This window comes from Alicyclobacillus acidocaldarius subsp. acidocaldarius Tc-4-1 (assembly GCF_000219875.1).
Classification (GTDB): Bacteria; Bacillota; Bacilli; order Alicyclobacillales; family Alicyclobacillaceae; genus Alicyclobacillus; species Alicyclobacillus acidocaldarius_A.
This window is the reverse complement of sequence record NC_017167.1, coordinates 3017242-3039917: the sequence shown is the minus strand read 5'-3', so window position 1 is coordinate 3039917 and position 22676 is coordinate 3017242. Positions and strand designations below refer to the sequence as shown.

The following is a 22676-nucleotide window of genomic DNA, read 5'->3' as shown; positions in this document are numbered from 1 at the left end:
CCTTCAATGGGGCCGCCGACGATCTCGGCGGATCAACCGAACTCGCTGGTGACGACGAGCGCGACGTGCACATTCCTTCAATGGGGCCGCCGACGATCTCGGCGGATCAACATGATACGGTTTGCCGCTCTTGTGCACGATCTTGGCCCTTCAATGGGGCCGCCGACGATCTCGGCGGATCAACGTGCCATACCATCGCACACATTTCGCATTGTCGGGTCCTTCAATGGGGCCGCCGACGATCTCGGCGGATCAACTGCCAGCCATCAATCTTGTCTTTGGATGCGAAGGAGCCTTCAATGGGGCCGCCGACGATCTCGGCGGATCAACCCGTGAAGACGGCCTTCATCACACGCGCGCCATTCTCGGCCTTCAATGGGGCCGCCGACGATCTCGGCGGATCAACTCTCATTCTCAAACGAGCCGGGGCCAGGTGAATAAACCTTCAATGGGGCCGCCGACGATCTCGGCGGATCAACGGACGAAGGTTAGGTGCTGACCTTTGGGCGAAAAGCCTTCAATGGGGCCGCCGACGATCTCGGCGGATCAACTCCATCCTCCCGAGCCCGCTTCTGGCGCGGCTTCCCGGGCGAAAAACGCGAACCTCTCATAAAGGCGCTCCATCCGGCACCTCATCACTCGCTCATTTTACCATCTCAGCCGTCCTAAATCCAGGCCTGGCGCGGAATTTCGTCTGTCCGCGAACCCCCAGGGCTTTCGCCATCGATTGAGGTTCGCGCAAGCCGCCATCGCACGCCCCATGGCTGTGCCGGTGCATCCATATCACAAATTCCCTCTTGTCATCCCGCCGCTTCATGCAGAATTCCTGCAGGATTTCCGCTCTTCGGGACGAACTGACCTTTTTATATCTGAGGGTTCGCCATCGCGCATCGGCGATTCGCAGCTCTGTTTCGAGGAGTTGTCCAATGGTCGTCATGGGCGTACTTCTGGTCATCGTGGGTTTTGCGCTCCGCATCAATCCGCTGCTCGTTGTGACCGTGGCCGGGATCGTGACCGGGCTTCTGGCGCACGAGTCGCCTTACGCCATCCTGTCGCAGTTCGGCGCGGCGTTCGCCAAAGATCGCTACATGGCCGTGTTCGTCGCCACGCTGCCCGTCATCGGCCTGCTGGAGCGCCACGGGCTGCGGGAGCAGGCCCAGCGGCTCGTTGCCAAGATCCGCGCGGCCACCACGGGCCGCATCCTGAATGCGTACCTCTTCATCCGCGAGGTCGCCGCTGCCCTCGGCCTCACGTCCATCGGCGGACCGGCGCAGATGGTCCGGCCTGTCGTCGCCCCCATGGCGGAGGGCGCTGCGGAAGCCGCATACGGCGAGCTGCCCCATCACGTTCGCGATCACATCCGCGCGCACGCGGCCGCGGTCGACAACGTCGGCCTCTTCTTCGGCGAGGACGTGTTCGTCGCGGTCGGCGCCGTGCTCCTGATGAAGGGCGTCTTTGATCAGTTCCACATCCATTCCACCCCCATCCTCATGGGCCTCTGGGCCCTGCCCACCGCGACTGCGGTCTTCATCGTGCACAGCGTCCGGCTGTACCTGCTCGATCGCAGGCTTCGCCGCTGGCTGTCCGGCGGCGTGAACGCCGCTCCATCCGCCGGAGAGGGGGTCAACCCGTGATTCGCGTCCAATACGCCTACGATCTCGTCGGTCTCATCCTGTTTCTCTCGAGCCTGTACACCTTTCGCGATCGCGCCAACCCGCGCCGGGTCACCACGGGGCTCTTCTACGCGCTGTACGGCCTCGCGTTCATCCTGGCGGACTATCTCCCGCCTTTTGTGCTCGGCATCGTTGTGATCGCCATCGTCGTCCTCGCCGGCTTCGGCGGCGTCCGCACCGGGAGCTACGGGGAGGCGAGCGCGGAGGCGCGCGAGGCGAGCCGATCGCGGCTTGGCAACCGGTTCTTCATCCCGGCCGTCCTCATCCCGCTCCTCACCGTCGCGGGCGTGGAAGGACTCGGCCGGATTCACCTCGGGGCAGAGCCGCTGCTCGATCCGGCCAACGTGACGCTCGTCGCCCTCGGCATTGCGGCAGTGGTCGCGCTCGTCGTGGGCTGGCTGCTCACCGCGAGCACGCCTGTCGCATCGCTGCGCGAAGCCAGGCGCCTGATTGAGGCCATCGGCTGGGCGGCCGTGCTTCCACAGATGCTCGCGGTCCTCGGTACCGTTCTGCAATTCATGGACAAATGTCCACTTCTCGCTTCCTGCTTCCACGACCCATGACTAGCAGCCCAAGGCCGCCCCGTCAGAGGGATCTCCACAGGCGTCACTTCCCGCGGAACTCGCGGTACTGATTCTCAAAAGATTTTTCGCTGCGTTGATGTCGCGGTCATGCCGCGTGCTGCACGCCGGGCACGTCCACTCCCGTGCCGACAATGGCAGCTCGCTTATCACGTACCCGCACGCCGAGCACGTCTTGCTGCTCGCGTAAAACCGGGGTGCCACGATGAGTTCCCGGGAGCCATACCACGCACACTTGTACGTCAACATTCGCCGAAACTCGCCAAAACCCACGTCCGAAATGGCTCGCGCCAACGCTCGATTCTGCACCATGCCTCGCACATGCAGGTCTTCGATGACGATCACTCGCTTGGTTTTCGCGAGCTCCGTCGTCACTTTGTGCAAAAAGTCCTGACGTATGTTGCGGATCTTCCGGTGCAGCCGAGCAAGCGCCAGCGCCGACTTCCGCCGATTTCGCGAGCCTGGTTTCTTTCGGCTATGCCGCTTCGATAACCGCCTTAAGCGGCGAAGGTATCGGGCGAGCGGCTTTGGCGCCTCGATTTTCGTCCCGTCAGACAACGTCAAAAACCACGAGACCCCCAGATCCACATCCACCGGCTCGCCCGAAGGTGGAACAGGGTCCGGAATCTCCGTTTCTGCCGACAAACTCACATACCATCGGTCCGCCTCCCGCTTGACCGTCGCCGACAGGATTCGGCCTTCGACATGCGGTTTTTCTTTCAGCCGAATCCGCCCGAGCCGAGGCAGTTGTATGGCGTTGTCCAAGACGCGAATCGAACCCGTCAGGCGAAATGAATCGTCGCGCCCTTTTTTCTTGAAGCGAGGGAATCCGACCCTGCGTCCCTCCTTCAACCCGCGAAAAAAGTGTTGAAACGCGCGATCCAAGTCCCGCAGCGCTTCCTGCGGGGCGCATTTGGAGACCTCGTACATCCACGGGAAGTCGGTTTTCTTCAGGCGGTTGAGTTCCCGATGCTGTTCGATGGCGTTCGTGCTTTGCCCCGTCTCTTCATAGAGCGCGATGCGTCTGGCAAGCCCCCAATTGTACGCAAATCGGGCCGCACCTGCGTGCTTGGCAAGCAGGCTCCGTTGCATCCGATTCGGCGCCAACTCATACCGATACGCCCGATGAATCTTCACGTTTGAAAACCTCCAAAGCGCGCTTGGCGCGGTGACGAGCGGAACGTCGCCCGTACAACCGCGCGCAAAACGACGTGAGGACTTCGATCATGTCTTGCACCAAGTCGTCCTTGACCTCGCCTGGCTCCACGACGAGGATTCGTCGGCCTTGAGCCGCCAAAGCCGCCTCGACGTATTCAAACCCGAACCGCATGAGCCGATCTCGATGCTCCACCACAATCGTATGGGCATTTGGATTGGACAGTAGTTTCATGAGCTTAGGTCGATGTCCGTTGAGTCCCGAACCAATTTCCGTAACCGCCTTGAACACGACAAGCTTCTGTTCCGTTGCAAATTCCATGAGCCGTGCGATTTGGCGATCCAAATCGTCTTTTTGGTCGGCGCTTGACACGCGCGCATACAAGGCCACGGCATTCGCCGTGGAAGACTCGGGTTCGCGAACAAGGATGGTGCCCGAAGGAGTTTGCTCAAAAGGCACGGGCATCCGGCCTTCTTTGACCCAACGCCAGGCGGTCTTGTACGTAATTCCGTTCTTTCTTGCCCAATCACTGAGTTTCATAGAAATAAAATACACTAAATGTACATGATTGTCCATCATTCAGTGAGCAGTTCTTGACCCTGTTCGCGTCCGCCGGTGTGGGCACCGTCGTGGCGCGGCTGGCCAACCACGTGATTCCACATCACTCGCTCTTCTGGGCGGTTTTCGCGTACTGCGTGGGCATGGCCGTGTTCACCATGATCATGGGCAACGCGTTCGCCGCGTTTCCTGTGATGACAGCCGGGATTGCCATCCCGCTCATTATTGGGCACTTCGGCGTCGATGCGGATCGCGTCGCGGCCATCGGCATGTTCGCCGGCTACTGCGGCACGTTGCTCACCCCGATGGCGGCCAACTTCAATATCGTGCCCGCTGCGCTGCTCGGGTTGCGAAGCCAGTATGCGGTCATCCGCGCGCAATGGCCGACAGCCGTCATCATTCTCGCCGTGAACATTCTGCTCATGTACGCCGTCGCCAAGTGGTGACAAAATGGCGCGATCCCGGCCGATTTCAGAGCGCCGGGATCGCATAAGCCACTCCACGATTTTCCTCTCTCTTTACACACTCTTCACAATCCGAACACGTGGATTTCACAAATGGCGCGTAGCATGTGGTGACGGAAAGGATCGATATCCATTGAATCAATGGGTATGGATTCATCGCGATCGCGGCGTGTGCACTGACCCGTCGCAGCTCAAACCTAGCCACAAAGGGGCGACTCGCGTGTCCGTCAATCCGAAAGTTCTCGAGGCTATGGACGAAAGTCGGCTGAGCGGCTTCCACTGGAAGACCATGTTCACAGCTGGCATGGGCTTTTTCACCGACGCGTATGATCTCTTCATCATCGGCACGGTGACCGCCATCCTCACACCCCTCTGGCATCTTTCCACCGCGCAACTGTCCATCTTGAACAGCACTTCTCTCGCGGCGGCGGCCCTCGGCGCCCTGTTCTTTGGCAAACTAATGGATAAGCTCGGGCGCAAGGCCATGTACGGATTCGAAGTCATCATGCTCGCCGTAGGCGCCATTCTGTCCGCATGTGCACCGTCCTTCATCTGGCTCGTCATCTTCCGCTTCATCGTGGGACTGGGCGTGGGTGGAGATTACCCCACGAGTTCGGTCATCATGACGGAGTATTCCAACCGCAAAAACCGCGGGTTTATGGTCACGATGGTCTTTGCCATGCAGGGGCTCGGACTTTTGGCGGGGCCGCTCGTGGCGTCTATCCTGCTCTCGGTGGGTATCCCGCATGACATCGCGTGGCGCATCATGCTCGCGCTCGGTGCCATTCCGGCGGCATCTGTCATCTACCTGCGCCGCAGGATGCCCGAGTCGCCGCGCTACCTCATGGCCGTGAAGCAGGACGCAGATGCGGCGGCGAGCGCGGCGCAGCAACTGACGGGCCAGGCCGTGCGAGCCTTGGAGGAGTCCGCTTCGCGCGCCGTGATCGCCAAACAGTCGCTGTGGACGCCGAAGCACCTGTTCCGCCTGCTCGGTACCGCGGGCAGCTGGTTCCTGATTGACGTGGCGTTCTATGGGAACAGCGTCTCGTCGCAGCTCATTCTGAAGGCGCTGCTGCCGCACGCGCAGCTCGTCACCACGACGCTCGTCGCCACCGCCATTTTCATGGTGGCTGCGCTGCCGGGCTATTTCGTGGCGGCCAACCTGATGGACAAGTGGGGGCGCAAATTCATCCAGAGCCTCGGCTTCGTGGTGATGGCGGCCGCATATGCGGCGCTGTTCCTGGTGCCGAGCATCGCGAAGATGCCCATTCTGTTCCTGCTGCTGTACGCGGTGAGCTACTTCTTCATCGAATTCGGCCCGAATACGACGACGTTCCTCGTGCCGTCGGAAGCGTTCCCGACGAATCTGCGCGGCACGGCGCATGGGATCTCGGCGGCGGCTGGCAAGATTGGCGCGTTCCTCGGCGCATTCGTGCTGCCGGGTATCCTCAAAGCCGCGGGCTTGAGCGTCACCATGGGTCTGCTGGCGGGCGTGGCGCTGCTTGGTGCACTCCTCACCCTCCTTGCAGTGCCTGAGATGAAGCAGAAGTCGCTCGAGGACACCGAGGAGATCCAGGTGTCGCCGCAGGCCACGGCGCATCACAGCATTGTCGGCTGATGTCGGCGTGAGGCGTCTGTCGCGAAGCGAGGAGAAAAACCAATGACGCACGGACCGGATATGCCAGAAGACCTCTGCATGCGGTGCTTGGCGATGCTCGGCGAGCCCCAGCGGCTGCGCATTCTCCGGGCGTTGGCTGAGGGGGAGCAGACCGCGGGCGCGCTGAGCGAGCGCCTCGGCGTGCGCCAAAACACCCTTTCCCATCACATGAGGCAGCTTCGCGAGCACGGGCTGGTGGAGGTCCGCCGCCATCCGCACGACGAGCGATATACATTCTATCGACTCAACGGGCGCCGACTGCGGGCCCTCTCCGCTGTGCTGACGGATTGGGCCGCCCGCGCCGAAGCAGAGCAGGATGTTTCGGGCCGCCGTTCCTCGTGACGGCGGCCTCGCTGTCGTTACAAGGAGCCGTTCACCCCGCCGCGTGCACCCGCTCGGCGCGCGATCTCGACTTTCGCTTCGTGACCCAACCGGTCCAGGCCACCACGCCGAACAGCATCGCTGCAAATAGAGCCAAGACCACGTTCGCCCACTGCGATCCCGTCTTCGCCAGTGTCCATCCAAACGCGTACGGGAGCGTCGCGCCGCCCAACCCCGCGAAGAACGTCACGAACCGCGTCACGAACCCGGTGAGATCCGGAAACGCGTGATTCGCAAACACCAGCGTCACGACGTAAATGCCCGACATGAAGAGGCCGAGAAACACACATTCGACATAACCCAAGATGGCATCTCCCGTCGCGGCCATGGCCGCTGTCGTGCTCAGCGTTCCCAAGGCCGCAAGGATCAAGTACGGCCGATACGGCAGCTTCCTCGCAATCCATCCTGTCGCCATGCGCCCAGCGACCATCGCCGCCCAGAACGTGCTCACGGCGACGGACGCGGTGGTAGCGGGCAGGCCGAAGTGCTCGACGAACATGGCCGGAAGGAAGTTGTTCACGCACGACTCCACCCCGACGTAGACGAGGACGCAGAGCATGAAGAGCGCAAGTACGAGGGCGCGATCCCGCCGGTTGGCGAGGTGAATGGCATCGGTGTGGGCATCGCGCGGGCCCTCGCCGCTGTCCTGGACTGCCATCGGCGTGAAGATGGCCCCTATTGCGAGCGCCGTAGCCGCGGCGGCCACGAGGACGAAGGCGATCCGCCACTCGCCTGCGGCCATGCATGCGCTGGCAAAGGCGGGGCCGAGCACGCAGCCCAGGCCAAACGCAGCCTCCGTTCGGCTCATGATGACCGCTCGGCGGGCCGGGAACCATTCGATGAGCGAGGTGGAGACTGTCGCTTGCATCAGCGCCATCCCAATTCCGTTGGCGAGCGAGCACACGAGGTATGCCAGGGGCTCCGGCCACGCCGTGAAGCCCGCCGATGCGGCGGCGGTGATCAGGCTCGATCCGACGATGGTGCCCCGATACCCCACGCGGCGCACCGCGAGGGAAGAGAGGGGGACGCCAATCCAGTAGCCGACAAACTGGAGCAGGACGAGATCGCTCCCGAACACGTAGGTGGCGTGCAGGTGTTGTATGGCGAGCGGCATCACGCTGCCGAGGGCGACAGTCGCCATCCCGTTCATCCAATACAAGCCGCATGCGAGCCAGACGTACATCGGCACGGGCATCCTCCTTCGGCCGTTCCGCGCAGGCCGTGATTGTGGTACGGTGAACCCGAGGTGGGGCCAATGGGCAAGGACGAACGCGAAGAGTGGCTTGATATTTTTACACACGAAATGATTCCCTGCGGCAAAGCGCCCAGGTCCATGGTACATGAGCGCGGGTTGTGGCACCAGACGTTTCACGCGTGGATCGCGACGGGAAAAGGGCCCGCAGGGCGCCTCGTCATCCAACTGCGCGGCGCCCGCAAGGACACGAATCCGCTTCGCTTCGACGTGAGCGCCGCGGGGCACCTCGAGGCCGGCGAATCACCTGAAGAGGGCGTGAGGGAGATTGAGGAGGAGCTTGGGCTTCACGCCGCTCCGGGAAGCCTGCACAAGCTCGGGGTGGTGGCGCACGAGGCGCGGCTCGGGTCAGTGTGGGACCGCGAATTCAACCACGTGTATGTCGCCATCGTCCCGGAACTGTCGCTCGAGGCGCTGCGCCCAGCGGTGGACGAGGTCGCAGGGATTTACGAACTCTCCGTCCGCGACTTCCTCGATCTCGCCTTCGGCCGCCGGGAGGAAGCCGTGCTCACCGGTTATCGCGTGCTTCCTGGCCATTTGCAGAAAGACGCGCGCACCGCGCGGTGGACGGACTTTGTGCCGCGATCGCGCGCCTACCTTGAGCTGCTGCAGGATTTCTTTTTGGGCAAAGGTTGATCTCAGTCCACGAACGGGCCGTTGAAGATGGGGCGCTCTCCCACGGGCTCGCCGAACACCATCACGGCGCGAAGCGACTCCTCCGCCCGCACGGGCGTGGGCATGAATGCCTCGCCGTCGGCTCGGTGCCAGATGAAGAGATCGCCCTTTTGCATCGGAATTTCTTCCTCGCCAAGGTGACCCGCGCCGTCGAGCACAAAGATGAAGCCTTGATGATGCGCTGGCGCCTCGAGGGTGTACGACGCGCCCGCGGCCATTTCGACGTCCTGGTACGTCATGGGCCGGTGCGTCCTAAGCGGGGATCCACCGCCCACAATCCACTTCCGCCGCACGCCCTGGGCAGGTTCATCCACGGGCAGGGCGTCGGGCGGGATATCCTCGTAGCCCGGGTCCATGCCCTTGTCGCTCCTCGGGATGTTGATCCAGAGCTGCAGCCCGCTGTCGATCCCGTCCGTGCCTGGCATTTCGGAGTGCACAATCCCGCGCCCCGCCGTCACGTGCTGGGCCCCGCCCTCCGGAATGACGCTCTGGTGGCCCGCGCTGTCCGCGTGCGCGACGGCGCCTTTCAGCACGTACGTGATGATCTCAAAGCCCCGGTGCGGGTGATCCGGAAAGCCATCCGGGTGCTGGATAGAGAAGTGATCCAGCAGGAGAAACGGGTCGATGTACGGCGTTGTGCGCGAAGGGAAAATCCGCGCGTGCTCATAGAACATGAGGGGCGCGCGATGCGCGCCCGGGAACTTCATCCATGCCACGTGAGAGCCTCCTCTCGGGTGCCTCCATCTCGATCACGCCAGCGCCTCTCGAAGTTTTTCCGCAATGCGGAGGAGTGCCTTCGTCGCGCCGGGCGAGAGGCTGTAAAACTGAGCGAATCCGTGGATCAGATCTTCAAAGTTCTCAATCTCGACCTTGACGCCCGCCTTTTGCAGCGCTTCCGCGTAAAGCTTGCCGACGTCGCGCAGCGGATCGTACTGCGCCGTTGCGATGTACGCCGGCGGCAAGCCGCTCAAATCGGGGTAGAGGACGGGTGAGAACCACGGATGCGTGAGTTCCTCCAGGCTGTTCAGGTATTGATCCCGGAACCAGAGCATCATGCCGCCGGTCAGGAGATAGCCTTCCGCATTTTCCTCGATAGATGCGGGAGGATGGGCCGGATCGTACCCCGTGGAAGGGTAGATGAGCAGCTGGAACGCGATGGCCGGGCCGCCGCGCTCCTTGGCCAGGATGCTCGTTACAGCTGCCAGGTTGCCTCCAGCGCTGTCGCCCCCGACGGCGATGCGGGACGGATCGAGCTGAAAGTCCGCCGCGCGCTCCGCAATCCACTGAAGCGCGTCGTAAGCGTCTTCCACAGCGGCAGGAAACTTGTGTTCGGGCGCAAGGCGGTAGTCGATGGAGAAGACGACAGCGCGGCCGTCCTTCGCGAGGACGCGGCAGACGGGATCGTGCGTCTCGAGGTCTCCGACGACCCAACCGCCGCCGTGATAATACACGAGTGCTGGGTACGGCGCTTCGACGCCCTCCGGGCGGTACATGCGGACCTTGAGCGTGCGGCCGGGAAGGTCCATGTCAAACTCTCGGACCTCGGCGACGGGCTCCTTTTTGACGGGTGGAAACAGCGACTGTTGGGAGCGAAATTGCTGGGCAGAGAGATGTTGGTAATCAGGGGCGGGCATGCGATTGAGTTGATCGAGCACCTGTTGAATGACGGGATCGAGCGGCATCGGGATCGCCTCCTCAACGGTTGTGGGACATGGCACTTACATTTTAACAGTGTGACGGCGGGGGAGGAAGCGAGGATTGTCGTGAGAAAACAAGGGAAATTCGGACAACGAACAGCCGTGGAGGACCATTGACGGCGGGTAAGCGGCGCGTATAATCCGAAATGACCGCGGTTATGCAAACGTTTGCACAAGGGGGTTGATACGCGTGAAGTGGAAGGGCACCGTGAGTCTTGCGACGACCATCGTCATGTCCGCAGCGCTTCCGTTTGTGGCGTTTGGAGACGCTCGATTTGCTAGCACGCAACGCTCGCTATCGGTCACCGCCATGGACAGTTCCAACTCCTCGTCCGCCGCGGGGGCGGCCGGAGGGGGCGGCACAGCAGCAGAGACCTACTCGAATGCCGTGCAGATTGTGAGCGGTAACGGCTTTCGCGCCGGGAGTGCGGCCACTGTGGTTCTGGCTGTGAACGGTCTGACCTTGGATGCCTCAAATTTCAAGGTCGAGGTATCGAACAGTACCAACGGCGTGATCGATGTAACAAATGATGCTGCGCTGACTGGGCTGAATTCCATCACGTTGCGCCTTCCTGGCGGTGATGATGGGCTGGGGGCCGGCACGTACACGGTGACGGTCGAAAGCGGCGGTCTTTCGGTCTCGACGCCTGCGGGACAAGGGCTTCAGGTCATGCCCTATACCACGGCCGATACCGTACAGTGGGATGGAATCTATACATCGGACGACCCGATGTACGTGTCAAACCCGAATCCCTCCCCTGGACAAGAGGTGACTATCAGCCTTCGGGCGTACAGCGGGAACCTGACGAAGGTAATCCTGAATTGCTGGGACACCGCACAAAACAAGGGTTTCCAGGTCGAGATGTCTCCAGGCAGAACGTTTGGACCGTATCAGCTCTGGTCTGCCACGATCCCCGCTTCAAACGGCGGAACGATCTATTATCGCTTTGACATCTACGATGGCACCAGTTTTGCGTGTCTCTCGGGTGACGGACTGCACACGTCTGACGACATCAACAACAATTTCCCATTGCCCGTGGGGACGGTCACGCTTTCGACACTTCAGGCGAATCCCGGTGATACCGTGACGGTCTCGGACCCAGTAGGTGACTTCGCCGGAAGCCAGGACCAACCCAATCAGACGGTTATACGGTTTGTCAACTCGTCGGGCGAAACGGCCGCCACAGTCGATGGGACGAACGCGAGCTGGAACAGCGTGCAGTTCACGGTCCCACAGAGCCTTCCAAACGGCTTGTATCGCGTCGAGATCGACACGGTCGCAAAGGACGCGGATGGGGCGGTCAATGTCGAATGGGACAGGAGTGCGGAGCTCATTGTAGGGCCTCTGCCCGCGTGGATGCAAGCGTATGCACATGATTCGTTTCAGGCGTTCTACCGATCGCCTTTCGGAGCCGTGCCCACAGGAACCCCCATCACGCTTCGCCTGCGGGCTCCGCTCAGCGTGAAGAGTGCGACGCTTCGCCTCTGGGGGGCAGCGGGTCAGTCAGGCGAGATCGACCTGCCGATGCAGAAGCTCCAAATGCCTGGAGACGAGTTGGCGCAACAAACCGGCGTGCAGGACATCAACAACTACACGTGGTGGACAGTGACCATCCCTGCGGCGGATGTGACCACACCCGGCACGATGTGGTATCAGTTCATGACGGAGACGGACACTGGCCAGGTGGTCTACTACGATGACAATGGGGCTCAGCTTGAAGGGCTTGGCCAGGTTGGGTTGTCTTCCGACGGACCGAGCTACCAGATCACAGTGTACGAACGGGGATTTCAAACGCCGGATTGGTTGAAGCATGCGGTGATCTACGAGATTATGCCGGATCGGTTCTACAACGGAAATATTGCTACGGAAGAGAATCCGAATACTCAAAAGGGGATTTATGTAGGGGCAGACGGCACGGAGTCATTAGGCCCCATCCAGTTCCACGAGAACTGGGACTCGCCGCCCTATGATCCGAATATTCCTCCGTCATCTGATCCCAAAATTTCCAGTCTCCGAGGCAATGGCCAATGGAACATTGACTTTTTCGGAGGTGATTTGCAGGGCATCGAGGACAAGTTGGACTACTTGAAGAGCTTGGGGGTTAACACGCTCTACCTAATGCCGGTGTTCGAGGCGGAGTCCAATCACAAATACGATACAGCCGACTACTTCAAGATCGATCCTGGATTTGGAACGCAGCAGGACTGGCTGAATCTCGTAAGGGCCGCGCATGCAAAGGGCTTTCACATCATCCTCGATGGGGTGTTCGAAGATACCGGAAGTGACAGCGTCTACTTCAACAAGTTCGGGAATTTCAACTCCAACGGTGCGTGGCAGGCGTACCTGAAGAATCAGCCATCACTGTCGCCCTACTACTCGTGGTACGAGTGGACAGGGAACGCTTCGAACCCATACAATTCGTGGTTTCAGATCGACACGCTGCCCCTTACGGACACGTCGAACCCGGCCTATCAGCAATTCGTCTACGGGGGCGCCAACTCAGTCGCGCGTCATTGGATCCGCGAAGGGGCGGACGGATGGCGTTTGGACTCGGCGGACAACGGCAACTTTAACACCTCATGGTGGAGTGGCTTTCGCGACGCGGTGAAATCGATCGATCCGAACGCAGCGATCATCGGAGAGATCTGGAACAACGCGACGAACGACAATGGAACGGATTGGTTGACAGGATCGACCTTCGACAGTGTGATGAACTACCAGTTCCGGAATGCCGTGATCGACTTCTTCCGCGGCACGTACAACGACGGAAACGTGCAGCACCACGCCGTCGACGCTGAAGGTTTTAACCAAGAGTTGATGAGGCTCTACAGCGAATATCCACTGCAGTCGTTCTACGCGATGATGAACCTTGTCGATTCGCAGGATACGATGCGGATCCTGACCATCCTGGAGAACGCGCCGCAGCCCAGCGATCTATCCGCGCTCCAGCAGGATGAGTACAAGCCGTCTCCTGCGGATGAACAGTTGGGGATCGAGAGGCTGAAGCTTGTATCGGACCTTCAATTCAGCTTCCCGGGCGATCCGACGATCTTCTACGGCGACGAGGCAGGGCTCACCGGCTACTCGGATCCCCTCAATCGTCGGACCTATTCGTGGGACAACCAGAATATCGATCTCCTGAACCACTACCGCAAGCTCGGGGCCATTCGAAACGCCAATCCTGTGCTTCAGACGGGGGATTTCACGCCGTTGTACGCACAGGGCATGGTGTACGCATTTGCAAGGACCATTCGGAATGGGCGAGATGTCTTCGGTGTGCCAGCGGAGGATGCCACGGCCATTGTGGCGATCAACAATCAGAACCAAGCTATCACCGTGACCATTCCGACGGATGGGACGGTTGCGGACGGGACCACGATGCTCGATGAACTGAACAACCAGTGGTACAAGGTGCAGAATGGTGGCATTACACTCACGCTGCAGCCGTATCAAGGTGCCATTTTGGTGACGCCGAGCGACGCGCCGGTGGCTTATCTGCAAGAGGAGGATTCTCAGAACGAGATTGCGTGGACGCCTGTGCAAGGGGCTATCGGTTATCGCGTCTGGAGGAAGAATCCGGATGGACAATGGGTGCCCTTCGGACCGATGCTTCCTGCCACGGATTTGAGTGTCACAGTGGAACGCAATGCATATGCGCAAACGTTTGCTGTGCAGGCACTGTTTTCGCCGGCTGATCACGCCCAGTCTCCGGTGTCGGCACCCAACACGGTATCGCTTCCCGTCGATGTGCCCGCGGTACGCCTGAGTCAGCCGATCGTTAGTGGTCGTGTTGCCGGAGATCGTGCGATGCTCTCGATCGCGCCGGTTTCAGGCGCGACGCAGTATGTGATCTACCAGAGACAGGGGGACGGATCGTATGCTCCGGTCGCAACGGTCTCCACAAGTGGCGGTTCCGCAGCTGTAGGGGAAGTTCCTGCGCAAGGTCCGGCCACCTCGCCTCACGCGACGATTCGCGTGACAGTACCCGTACCTGCAGGTTTCTCGTCGGTGACCTACCGCGTGGCTGCGCAGAACGAAGATGGGCAAGCTGTGACAGATCCGTTGACCCTATCAATCTCGACGAAGTGAGGTTGCAAAAGAACTACCTGAATTTCGAGATTAGGCCTTGATCGCGCCGGGGTGAAAGCGTTATACTGACGCGCAAACGTTTGCGCAATTTGGGCACAGAGGGGGTTATGGCGGTGAGAAGATGGAGAGTCGTATCGACAGGTGTGGCCGCGTTGGTGTTGGCAGGCGGAGCGATTGCTGGCTGTGGAACCTCGAGCAGTGGGCAAAACGCATCTCCTGCGACGGGTTCGTCGAGCGCCAAAGGTGAAGCGAGTGCTCTCCCAAAGGGCCAGACCATCACGGTTTGGTCGTGGCAGACCGGTCCCGAGTTGCAAGACGTGAAGCAAATTGCCGCGCAGTGGGCAGAGGCGCATGGCGACAAGGTCGTCGTTGTCGACCAAAGCTCCAATCCGAAGGGATTTCAGTTTTACGCCACGGCGGCTCGTACAGGCAAGGGGCCTGATGTCGTGTTTGGAATGCCGCACGACAACAATGGTGTTTTCGCAGAAGAAGGACTGATGGCGCCGGTTCCGGCGGGCGTGATCAACACGAGTCTCTACGCCCCCAACACGATTGATGCCGTCAAGGTCAACGGCACGATGTATTCGGTGCCAGTGTCCGTTCAGACTGCAGCAGTCTACTACAACAAAAAGCTCGTGCCGCAGCCGCCGAAGACATGGGCTGAGTTCGTGAAAGACGCAAATGCACATGGCTTCATGTATGACCAAGCAAATCTTTACTTCGATTATGCAATCATAGGCGGATACGGCGGGTACGTGTTCAAAGATAACAACGGGACGCTCGATCCGAATAACATTGGCCTTGATACACCGGGAGCCGTTCAGGCCTACACCCTCATGCGGGACATGGTCTCCAAGTATCATTGGATGACCCCAAGCACGAATGGCTCTATCGCGAAGGCTGAGTTCTTAGCAGGCAAGATTGGCATGTACGTGAGTGGTCCGTGGGACACGGCGGATATTGAGAAGGCCAAAATTGACTTTGGTGTCACACCATGGCCAACCTTGCCAAACGGCAAGCATGCCACGCCCTTCTTAGGCGTTATCACGGCATTTGTGAACAAGGAGTCCAAGACCCAGGCAGCTGACTGGAGCCTTGTTCAAGCGTTGACCAGTGCGCAGGCGCAGCAAATGTATTTCCGAGATTCGCAACAGATTCCTGCGCTCTTGTCTGTGCAGCGGTCGAGTGCCGTCCAGTCGAGCCCGACATTCAAGGCGTTTGTCGAGCAGTTGCGCTATGCGGTGCCGATGCCTAATATTCCGCAAATGCAAGCAGTGTGGCAGGCTATGAGCATCTTGCAGAATATCATTGCGGGCAAGGTGTCGCCAGCGCAAGGCGCCAAGGACTTTGTGCAAAATATTCAAAAGGGCATCATGGCACAAGGATCCTGATATCATCGGCTACGCAGGTGGGAGCCGGCCTGTGGCTGGCTCCTTTCCTTACGAGGGGGTAAGCCTATGGCCACCGTCATGGAGATGAGAAGGTCTCACGGCCGGGAGCGCGCAAAGCGGCGCGTGGATTGGATTGCCTATGGGTACCTTTCTCCAGCGCTCGTCACGATCTGTGTTCTCAGTATTCTTCCTATCTTTTACACCATCTACATCTCATTTACCGATTTTAATCAAATGCATTTTCTTTCTTACCAATTCGTAGGTTTGAAGAACTATGAGGAACTCTTAAATCCGCATGATCCATTGTCGAATCTATTTTTACCGACGTTCATCTGGACCTTGGTGTATGCGCTATGTACCACAGCGCTCGCGTATCTTGTCGGATTGTTCCTCGCCGTTCTACTTAATAACAAGCACATGCGGGAGCGCACTCTCTATCGAATGCTGCTCATCGTGCCTTGGGCGGTTCCGAACCTCATTTCAATGCTCGCATGGCAGGGCCTGTTAAACGATCAGTACGGGCAAATCAATGCACTTTTGCATGGCGTGTTTGGCCTGCCGCGTATTCCCTGGCTCACGAGCGCTCTATGGGCTCGGATTGCGGTGATCATGGTGAATGTTTGGGCCGGTTTCCCTTACATGATGACCGTTTGTTTAGGTGCTCTGCAGTCGATCCCGACCGACCAATATGAGGCCGCGGAAATTGACGGAGCCAACTGGTGGCAAGTGTTCCGGTACGTGACCATGCCATCGGTATGGAGGATCTCCTTGCCGCTTTTGATACCGTCTTTTTCCTACAACTTCAATAACTTTAACGCATCATATCTATTGACTGGCGGAGGACCGCCCAATTCGAACAACCCATTTCTGGGTCAAACGGATATTTTGGCAACAGCAGCCTACAAAATGACACTCACGTTCAACCGCTATGACCTAGGAGCGACCATTTCTGTGTTATTGTTCATTCTCGTGGCTCTGATCAGCTGGGTACAGATGCGCTATACCGGAGCCTTTAAGGAGGTCGACGCGTGATGGCCATCTCGAGTCAGAGTTTCTCAACGCTAAAGTCCCAGCACCCGATCGCATCTCGTTCGCGCCGGCGTCGTTCCATGCGACCAGGAGAGCGAGTCGCCCTCTGGGTGTCGCGCATCGTCATTTGGTGCGTCATCGTCATGGTTCTGCTCCCCATGTGGTTTGTCGTGATTGCGTCATTCAATCCGTCGAACTCGTACATTTCGTTTTCGTTGTTCCCGTCGAATGCCTCCTTGGCGAACTACAAAGCCCTGTTTCAAGGTGGCCAGTTTTGGACGTGGGTTCGCAACAGTTTAGTGGTCGGCGTTGTCGTCGCGGTGGCGCAATCGTTCATCACAGCGATGTCCGCTTTCGCCTTTTCCAAGCTGAGGTTTTACGGGCGGAAGTACGGTTTAATGACCCTATTACTTCTTCAGATGTTTCCCAATATCTTGGCAATCGCAGCATTCTACACTGCACTTGCGAAGTTGAACATGATAGACATGCTGGGTTCTTACATCCTTGTTATGCTTGGAACAAGCGCCTTCAACATCTGGCTTTTGAAGGGATACATGGACTCGATTCCGCGAGAATTGGACGAGGCAGCCGTCATTGATGGTGCAACAACCTGGCAAAGATTCATGCATGTTACATTGCCCTTGTCCACTCCGATGATGGTCGTGATTTTCTTTCTGACCCTTGTTGGCATCTTCAGCGAGTACATGTTCGCCGGTACGATTCTTCAATCGCCTTGGAATTACACACTCGGTGTTGGAATGTACAATCTGATTAGCGGGCAGTTCGCCAAGAACTGGGGAGAATTCGCCGCAGCTGCGCTCTTGTCGGCCGTGCCGCTTGCCATCGTATTTGCCGTTGCGCAACGATATCTGACGAAAGGGTTGGTGGCAGGCTCGGTGAAGGGATGATGCTGGCTGTTAAGGAGGGTACACCGTGGCCACAATCAAAGACGTTGCGCGCCTTGCCAATGTGTCGCCGTCCACCGTGTCACGGGTGCTGGCCAACTCGCCCCGCATTTCGGAGGAGACCAAGCGAAGGGTTCGGGCCGCGCTTGAACAACTGAACTACCACCCGAACGCCTTTGCGCGCGGCCTGGTGACGAATTCGACCGGGGCCATCGGCATTCTGATCCCTCCCTCGGCGCAGGAGTTCTTTGTGAATCCATTCTTCGCCGAGTGGATGGCGGGCGTGGCCGAGGTGGCCCGGCAGCATGGGGTTGACACCGTGCTTTCCACCTCGGCTCGGGGCGAGATCGAGACCCTGGATCACATGATACGGGGGAGGCGTGTGGACGGCGTTCTCCTCATCGGCGCGCGCCAAGGCGATCCCGTCCTGCAGGAGGTCGCGAAGTTGCACTGTCCCGCTGTTCTTCTCGGCCGACCCGCTGATCCAGCACCCATCAGTTGGGTGAATAACGACAATCAGCGAGCTGCTTACGATGCGACAGTTCACTTGTTGAACCTGGGGCACCGCCGCATTGGATTTTTAGGAGGCGCTTCCGACTTGGTTGTGACGATGGATCGCGTCGCCGGCTATCGACAAGCCCTAATGGACCACGGTGTGGAACCTGATTCTCGGCTCGAGGTTTCAAGTTTCTTTCTTGAGCAAGGAGGCTATCTCGGCATGATGCGCTTGCTTGCGATCCCCGATAGGCCCACCGCGGTCCTGTGTGCAGACGATGTGCTGGCGTTTGGCGGCATGCGTGCGGCTCATGAACTAGGATTCGAGGTACCTGGCGATCTCGCCATCGTCGGATTTAACGATATTCGCTTGGCAGAGCTCGCCCATCCGGCGCTGACAAGTGTGCGGGTTCACATGCATGAGCTGGGTGTCCGATCTGCCGAACTTTTGCTTGAGGAGATTGACCAAGGCAAACCTCTGCAACGGCATGTCATTGTCAAGCATGAACTGGTGATTCGATATTCCTGTGGTGCAAAACCCATCGGCACGTTGACGACCTGAAGAATGGCGGTCCCGGGGGTTGTCCATGGAACTTGTGTGGCAGCATCGTTGGGCGGCAGACGCTTACCCGCTTGACTTGTCAACCATGGTTCTTGTGTTGCGCGTTGCGCGATGCACACCCGCACAGCGGGTGCGGGTACACTTCGGAGATCGTTACGAACCTGACTATCAGGATTCAAGTGAGGCTCGAAGATACGGATCAGACGGAACATTTGACTGGTTTACGTGTCAAGTTGCCACACCAACGCGAAGACTGAAGTATGCATTTGAAGTGTTATCCTCAACTGGACGGGTTGTGTACCTGGGTGAGGGCGGGCTCGCGGATACCTTGGATGCTGTCCAGCCCTTTCAATATCCGTACATTCATCCATCTCGGGTTCTCGCTGTCCCAGATTGGGTGGGGCATGCGGTGGCTTATCAAATATTTCCCGACCGGTTTGCAGTGGGTGGACATCCATTGGCACGTCCAACGGCTCCTTGGAACGGGCGCCCAAACCCTGATAGTGTATTTGGTGGGAATATGCGAGGTATTGTGGACAAAACTTCCATACCTGAGCGATCTCGGCGTGAATCTGATCTACCTCACGCCCATCTTCCAGGCTCCATCGAACCACAAATACGACACGCAAGACTATTTTGCCGTAGATCCCGCATTCGGTACCTTGGCCGATCTGCAAATGCTCGTACGAGAAGCTCATCGCCTCGGGATTCGCGTGGTTCTCGACGCAGTTTTCAACCACTCGGGCTTTCAATTTGCCCCCTTTCAGGACGTCATTGCGCGCGGTACGGCGTCTCCCTATTGGTCTTGGTTCTTCGTGCATGGGGACCGCGTTGACGTCGAATCCGTGAATTATGAGACTTTCGCGACGCGCCTTCGACATATGCCAAAACTGAACTTGGCAGAGCCTGCTGCCGAAGAATACTTTCTGCATGTGGCCAAACACTATGTTCTCGAGTGCGATATCGACGGATGGCGTTTTGACGTCGCCAACGAAATCGATCCCCAATTTTGGCCACGGTTGCGGTCCGAACTGCGCGCCTTGAAACCTGATATCCTGTTGATAGGAGAAATATGGCATGACAGCCTCCCTTGGCTGATGGGCGATGCCTTCGATGGCGTGATGAATTATCCGCTTCGAGAGCTTGTCATGCGCTATGCCATGGACGAATCCATAGATGAACCTGCTTTCGCAGAAGCGTGGGTACGCCTGTATCTGCAGTATCCGCGTCCGGCATGGCGCGCGATGTGGAATCTGTTGGGCAGCCATGATACTGAACGCGCGCTTACGCGCGCACGCGGTCATGTTCCCTATGTTGTGCTGGCGTTTGCAATGCTTTTCACGCTACCCGGAATTCCCATGGTGTATTACGGGGACGAGATCGGCATGGAAGGTGGAACCGATCCGGATTGCCGTCGGGGCATGATCTGGGACGCGAACTTATGGCAGCTCGATCTTCGCGAAGCCGTGCGGCAACTCGCATGGCTCAAACGAACCCATCCTGCGCTTGCAGGAGATACCATGGAGATTCGCGATGCGAAGCCTGGCATGCTGCATTATGTACGGCTAAACGGCACAGGTCCACATCTTCACATTGCTGTTTGCAAACGTCGAGACTTCGGCGCGGAAGTGGACTCCCCACTATTCGCGTGGGATGTGCCATCTCGCACATCGGGCGAGGAACGGAAGATCCTGATATGGGAATGCGATTCAACTGAGGGGTGTGGACATGATTCACGAGCAGACGGATTTCTCAACCAGTGAGGCGATTCGACCGGATACGCTGATCTCGCCGCCAGACGACTGGACTTTTCTCGGGCGACCCAGCCGGTTTGATGTGGATCACGATGGCTGGGCGGCGGTTCAGTATGACGCTGGAGTCATGGTCGGTGTCGCCGCACTCGACGACACCGTGCTACGCGTAGCCTACTGCAGGTCTTCTGGGGAGTGGCCGACGAGCACGCCTGCCATTATGGAACAGATGTCGCAGCGGCACTCCTGGCGGCTCGTTGAGGAAGAGCGACGCGTGCAACTGGAATGTGTTACTGGATGGCAGATTCAAATCAACCGGGACGACGGAACATGGAGTATACGCCATCCCGGCTTTGGGACAGCCGTCGAGGCCATCACGTGGTACAAGCGCAAAAAAGGCGGCGCATTGACGTTTACTTCGCTCGAGAATGCCCGGTTCTATGGACTTGGCGAAAAGCCGGGGCCCCTTGACAAGCGGCACGAGGCGTACACCATGTGGAATTCGGACGTTTACGCGCCTCATGTGCCAGAGATGGAGGCCCTCTATCTGTCAATCCCGTTCTTTTTGCGACTGCAAGACCAAACGGCCCTTGGCATCTTCGTGGATAATCCAGGGCGATCCCGCTTTGACTTCAGGAGCAGATACCCTGACGTGGAAATATCGACAGAACGAGGCGGATTGGATGTTTATTTCATCTTCGGGGCTTCGCTCAAAGATGTCATTCGACGTTACACAAAGCTCACGGGGCGAATGCCGATGCCTCCCAAGTGGGCGCTCGGCTATCATCAGTCTCGGTATTCGTACGAGACCCAGGGCGAGGTCCTGTCAGTCGCGCAAACGTTTGTCGAACGCGACATTCCCGTGGATGCCTTGTATCTGGATATTCACTACATGGATGGATATCGGGTGTTCACCTTTGATGAGAAGCGATTTCCCGATCCGGCACGCATGTGCGACGAGTTGCGGAAGCTTGGGGTGCGCGTTGTCCCCATCGTGGATCCGGGGGTGAAGCAGGATCCTGAATATCCAGTTTACATGGATGGGCTGGCCCACAACCACTTCTGCCAAACCGCCGAGGGTCAAGTGTATCTTGGTGAGGTATGGCCCGGATTGAGTGCCTTTCCTGATTTCGCGTCGGAGGAAGTGAGGGCGTGGTGGGGCAAGTGGCATCGGGTGTACTCCCAGATGGGAATTGAGGGCATATGGAATGATATGAACGAGCCGGCTGTGTTCAATGAGACGAAGACCATGGACGTGAACGTGGTCCACCGAGGCAACGGACGATTGTACACGCACGGAGAGGTCCACAACCTCTATGGATTCTGGATGGCTGAAGCCACGTATCGCGGACTGAAAGCGCAGTTGGCTGGCAAGCGGCCTTTTGTGCTCACGCGCGCTGGCTACAGCGGAATTCAACGGTATGCGGCGGTGTGGACGGGCGACAACCGAAGCTTTTGGGAACATATGGCCATGGCCATCCCGATGGTGCTCAACATGGGGATGTCCGGTATTCCGCTCGGGGGCCCAGATGTGGGCGGTTTCGCTCATCACGCTTCAGGTGAATTGCTTGCACGATGGACGCAAATGGGGGCGTTCTTTCCGTTCTTTCGAAATCACAGTGCCATGGGAACGCATCGACAGGAACCTTGGGCATTCGGCCCTACGTTCGAAGCCATCATTCGACGTGCCATCCGGCTCCGTTATCGTTTCCTGCCTTATCTTTACACGCTCGCACGGGAAGCCCATGAGACAGGTTTACCCATGATGCGGCCCTTGGTGTTAGAGTATCCCGACGATCCAAACACGCACCACGTCGATGATCAGTTCCTCGTCGGTTCCGATCTTCTCGTGGCACCCATCCTCAAGCCGGGCATGACCCATCGAATGGTCTATTTGCCCGATGGAGAATGGATTGATTATGAGACGCGTGAGCGATACCGCGGGCGTCAGTACATCTTGACGAATGCGCCTCTCGATCGTATCCCTCTGTACGTGCGCGCGGGGAGCGCTATCCCCGTGAACCTCTTGGAGCGGTCAGGCGAGACTCATCTTGGATGGGAGGTCTTCGTGGACGCCAACGGTCGAGCCTCGGGCCGATGCTATGAGGACGACGGGGAGACGTTCAGCTATGAAGACGGTGCCTATTGCGATCGCGTGTTACAGGCCCTCACCACCTCAGAAGGAACACTTATCGAGTGTCATCTTGTTCAAGGATCAGGAGATGGTGGAAGTCTCGAGAGCGTTGTTCGTGTATTCACACCAGATAACGTTCGTGAGGCTCGTGCGCAGGGGATATCGTTTTCTATTCAAGTTTGATGGACTCAAGGGCTGGATTCGAGAGTACTCCTTTCCAGCCCT

Annotated in this window: 17 protein-coding genes, 2 pseudogenes and 1 CRISPR repeat array (1 of these 20 running past the window's edge); of the genes and pseudogenes, 14 read left to right on the top strand and 5 right to left on the bottom strand. The window is 58.7% G+C overall.

Annotated features, from left to right (window positions below):
- Positions 1-551: a CRISPR direct-repeat array (repeat unit 37 nt; unit sequence CCTTCAATGGGGCCGCCGACGATCTCGGCGGATCAAC); it reaches 730 nt to the left of the window's first position.
- A gap of 375 nt (positions 552-926) precedes the next feature.
- Positions 927-1634, top strand: coding sequence for a DUF969 domain-containing protein (locus TC41_RS14925; RefSeq protein WP_014465906.1), 708 nt, complete (start codon positions 927-929; stop codon positions 1632-1634).
- Positions 1631-2236, top strand: a complete 606-nt coding sequence (locus tag TC41_RS14920; RefSeq protein WP_014465905.1) for a 5-oxoproline transporter, DUF979 family subunit — start codon at positions 1631-1633, stop codon at positions 2234-2236. The genes TC41_RS14925 and TC41_RS14920 overlap by 4 nt, the downstream gene beginning before the upstream one ends.
- Here the strand turns inward: TC41_RS14920 and TC41_RS14915 are convergent, their stop codons facing one another.
- Positions 2237-3391: an RNA-guided endonuclease InsQ/TnpB family protein gene (locus TC41_RS14915; protein WP_014465904.1), complete on the bottom strand. Its 1155-nt coding sequence runs from the start codon at positions 3389-3391 to the stop codon at positions 2237-2239.
- Positions 3363-3950 carry an IS607 family transposase gene (locus TC41_RS14910; RefSeq protein WP_014465903.1) on the bottom strand — a complete coding sequence of 196 codons (588 nt, stop codon included), beginning with the start codon at positions 3948-3950 and terminating at the stop codon, positions 3363-3365. The genes TC41_RS14915 and TC41_RS14910 overlap by 29 nt, the downstream gene beginning before the upstream one ends.
- A 56-nt stretch (positions 3951-4006) precedes the next feature.
- Between TC41_RS14910 and TC41_RS14905 the strand changes: the two are divergent.
- The 3 genes and pseudogenes from TC41_RS14905 to TC41_RS14895 all read left to right on the top strand — a co-directional run.
- Positions 4007-4414 (top strand): annotated as a pseudogene (locus TC41_RS14905) (5-oxoproline transporter, DUF979 family subunit); the annotation flags it as partial.
- A 268-nt stretch (positions 4415-4682) separates the two neighbouring features.
- Entirely contained in the window at positions 4683-6050 is a 1368-nt protein-coding gene (locus tag TC41_RS14900; protein ID WP_237699980.1) for an MFS transporter, read from the top strand.
- 42 nt (positions 6051-6092) lie between these two features.
- Positions 6093-6431 (top strand): ArsR/SmtB family transcription factor, encoded by a 339-nt coding sequence (locus tag TC41_RS14895; RefSeq protein WP_014465900.1) that lies wholly within the window; start codon positions 6093-6095, stop codon positions 6429-6431.
- A 31-nt stretch (positions 6432-6462) separates the two neighbouring features.
- Here TC41_RS14895 and TC41_RS14890 read toward each other — a convergent pair whose 3' ends face one another.
- Entirely contained in the window at positions 6463-7653 is a 1191-nt protein-coding gene (locus TC41_RS14890) for an MFS transporter (RefSeq protein ID WP_237700133.1), read from the bottom strand.
- Positions 7654-7803: 150 nt separating this feature from the next.
- Here TC41_RS14890 and TC41_RS14885 point away from each other — a divergent pair, with 150 nt between their 5' ends.
- The gene (locus TC41_RS14885) at positions 7804-8358 is read left to right on the top strand and encodes an NUDIX hydrolase (RefSeq protein ID WP_237699978.1); all 555 of its coding nucleotides are present in this window, start codon (positions 7804-7806) and stop codon (positions 8356-8358) included.
- A 2-nt stretch (positions 8359-8360) separates the two neighbouring features.
- Here TC41_RS14885 and TC41_RS14880 read toward each other — a convergent pair whose 3' ends face one another.
- Entirely contained in the window at positions 8361-9104 is a 744-nt protein-coding gene (locus TC41_RS14880; protein WP_237700132.1) for a pirin family protein, read from the bottom strand.
- 42 nt (positions 9105-9146) lie between these two features.
- A complete protein-coding gene (locus TC41_RS14875) occupies positions 9147-10079 on the bottom strand; it encodes an alpha/beta hydrolase (protein WP_014465896.1) in 933 nt (310 codons plus the stop codon).
- A gap of 205 nt (positions 10080-10284) precedes the next feature.
- Between TC41_RS14875 and TC41_RS14870 the strand changes: the two genes are divergently transcribed.
- The 8 genes and pseudogenes from TC41_RS14870 (at position 10285) to TC41_RS14840 (ending at position 22634) form a co-directional block, all read left to right on the top strand.
- Positions 10285-14184, top strand: coding sequence for a glycoside hydrolase family 13 protein (locus TC41_RS14870; protein WP_014465895.1), 3900 nt, complete (start codon positions 10285-10287; stop codon positions 14182-14184).
- A 143-nt stretch (positions 14185-14327) separates the two neighbouring features.
- Positions 14328-15575, top strand: a complete 1248-nt coding sequence (locus TC41_RS14865) for an extracellular solute-binding protein (protein ID WP_237699977.1) — start codon at positions 14328-14330, stop codon at positions 15573-15575.
- 66 nt (positions 15576-15641) lie between these two features.
- A complete protein-coding gene (locus tag TC41_RS14860; RefSeq protein ID WP_014465893.1) occupies positions 15642-16607 on the top strand; it encodes a carbohydrate ABC transporter permease in 966 nt (321 codons plus the stop codon).
- Positions 16607-17512 carry a sugar ABC transporter permease gene (locus tag TC41_RS14855; RefSeq protein ID WP_041695545.1) on the top strand — a complete coding sequence of 302 codons (906 nt, stop codon included), beginning with the start codon at positions 16607-16609 and terminating at the stop codon, positions 17510-17512. Before TC41_RS14860 ends, TC41_RS14855 begins: the two co-directional genes overlap by 1 nt.
- A 25-nt stretch (positions 17513-17537) precedes the next feature.
- Positions 17538-18566: a LacI family DNA-binding transcriptional regulator gene (locus TC41_RS14850; protein WP_014465891.1), complete on the top strand. Its 1029-nt coding sequence runs from the start codon at positions 17538-17540 to the stop codon at positions 18564-18566.
- Positions 18567-18591: 25 nt separating this feature from the next.
- A pseudogene (locus TC41_RS16980) lies at positions 18592-18873 on the top strand (alpha amylase N-terminal ig-like domain-containing protein); the annotation flags it as partial.
- Positions 18874-18970: 97 nt separating this feature from the next.
- The gene (locus TC41_RS14845) at positions 18971-20329 is read left to right on the top strand and encodes a glycoside hydrolase family 13 protein (RefSeq protein WP_237699976.1); all 1359 of its coding nucleotides are present in this window, start codon (positions 18971-18973) and stop codon (positions 20327-20329) included.
- Positions 20295-22634: a glycoside hydrolase family 31 protein gene (locus TC41_RS14840; protein WP_014465888.1), complete on the top strand. Its 2340-nt coding sequence runs from the start codon at positions 20295-20297 to the stop codon at positions 22632-22634. Before TC41_RS14845 ends, TC41_RS14840 begins: the two co-directional genes overlap by 35 nt.
- The last annotated feature ends 42 nt before the right edge of the window (positions 22635-22676 follow it).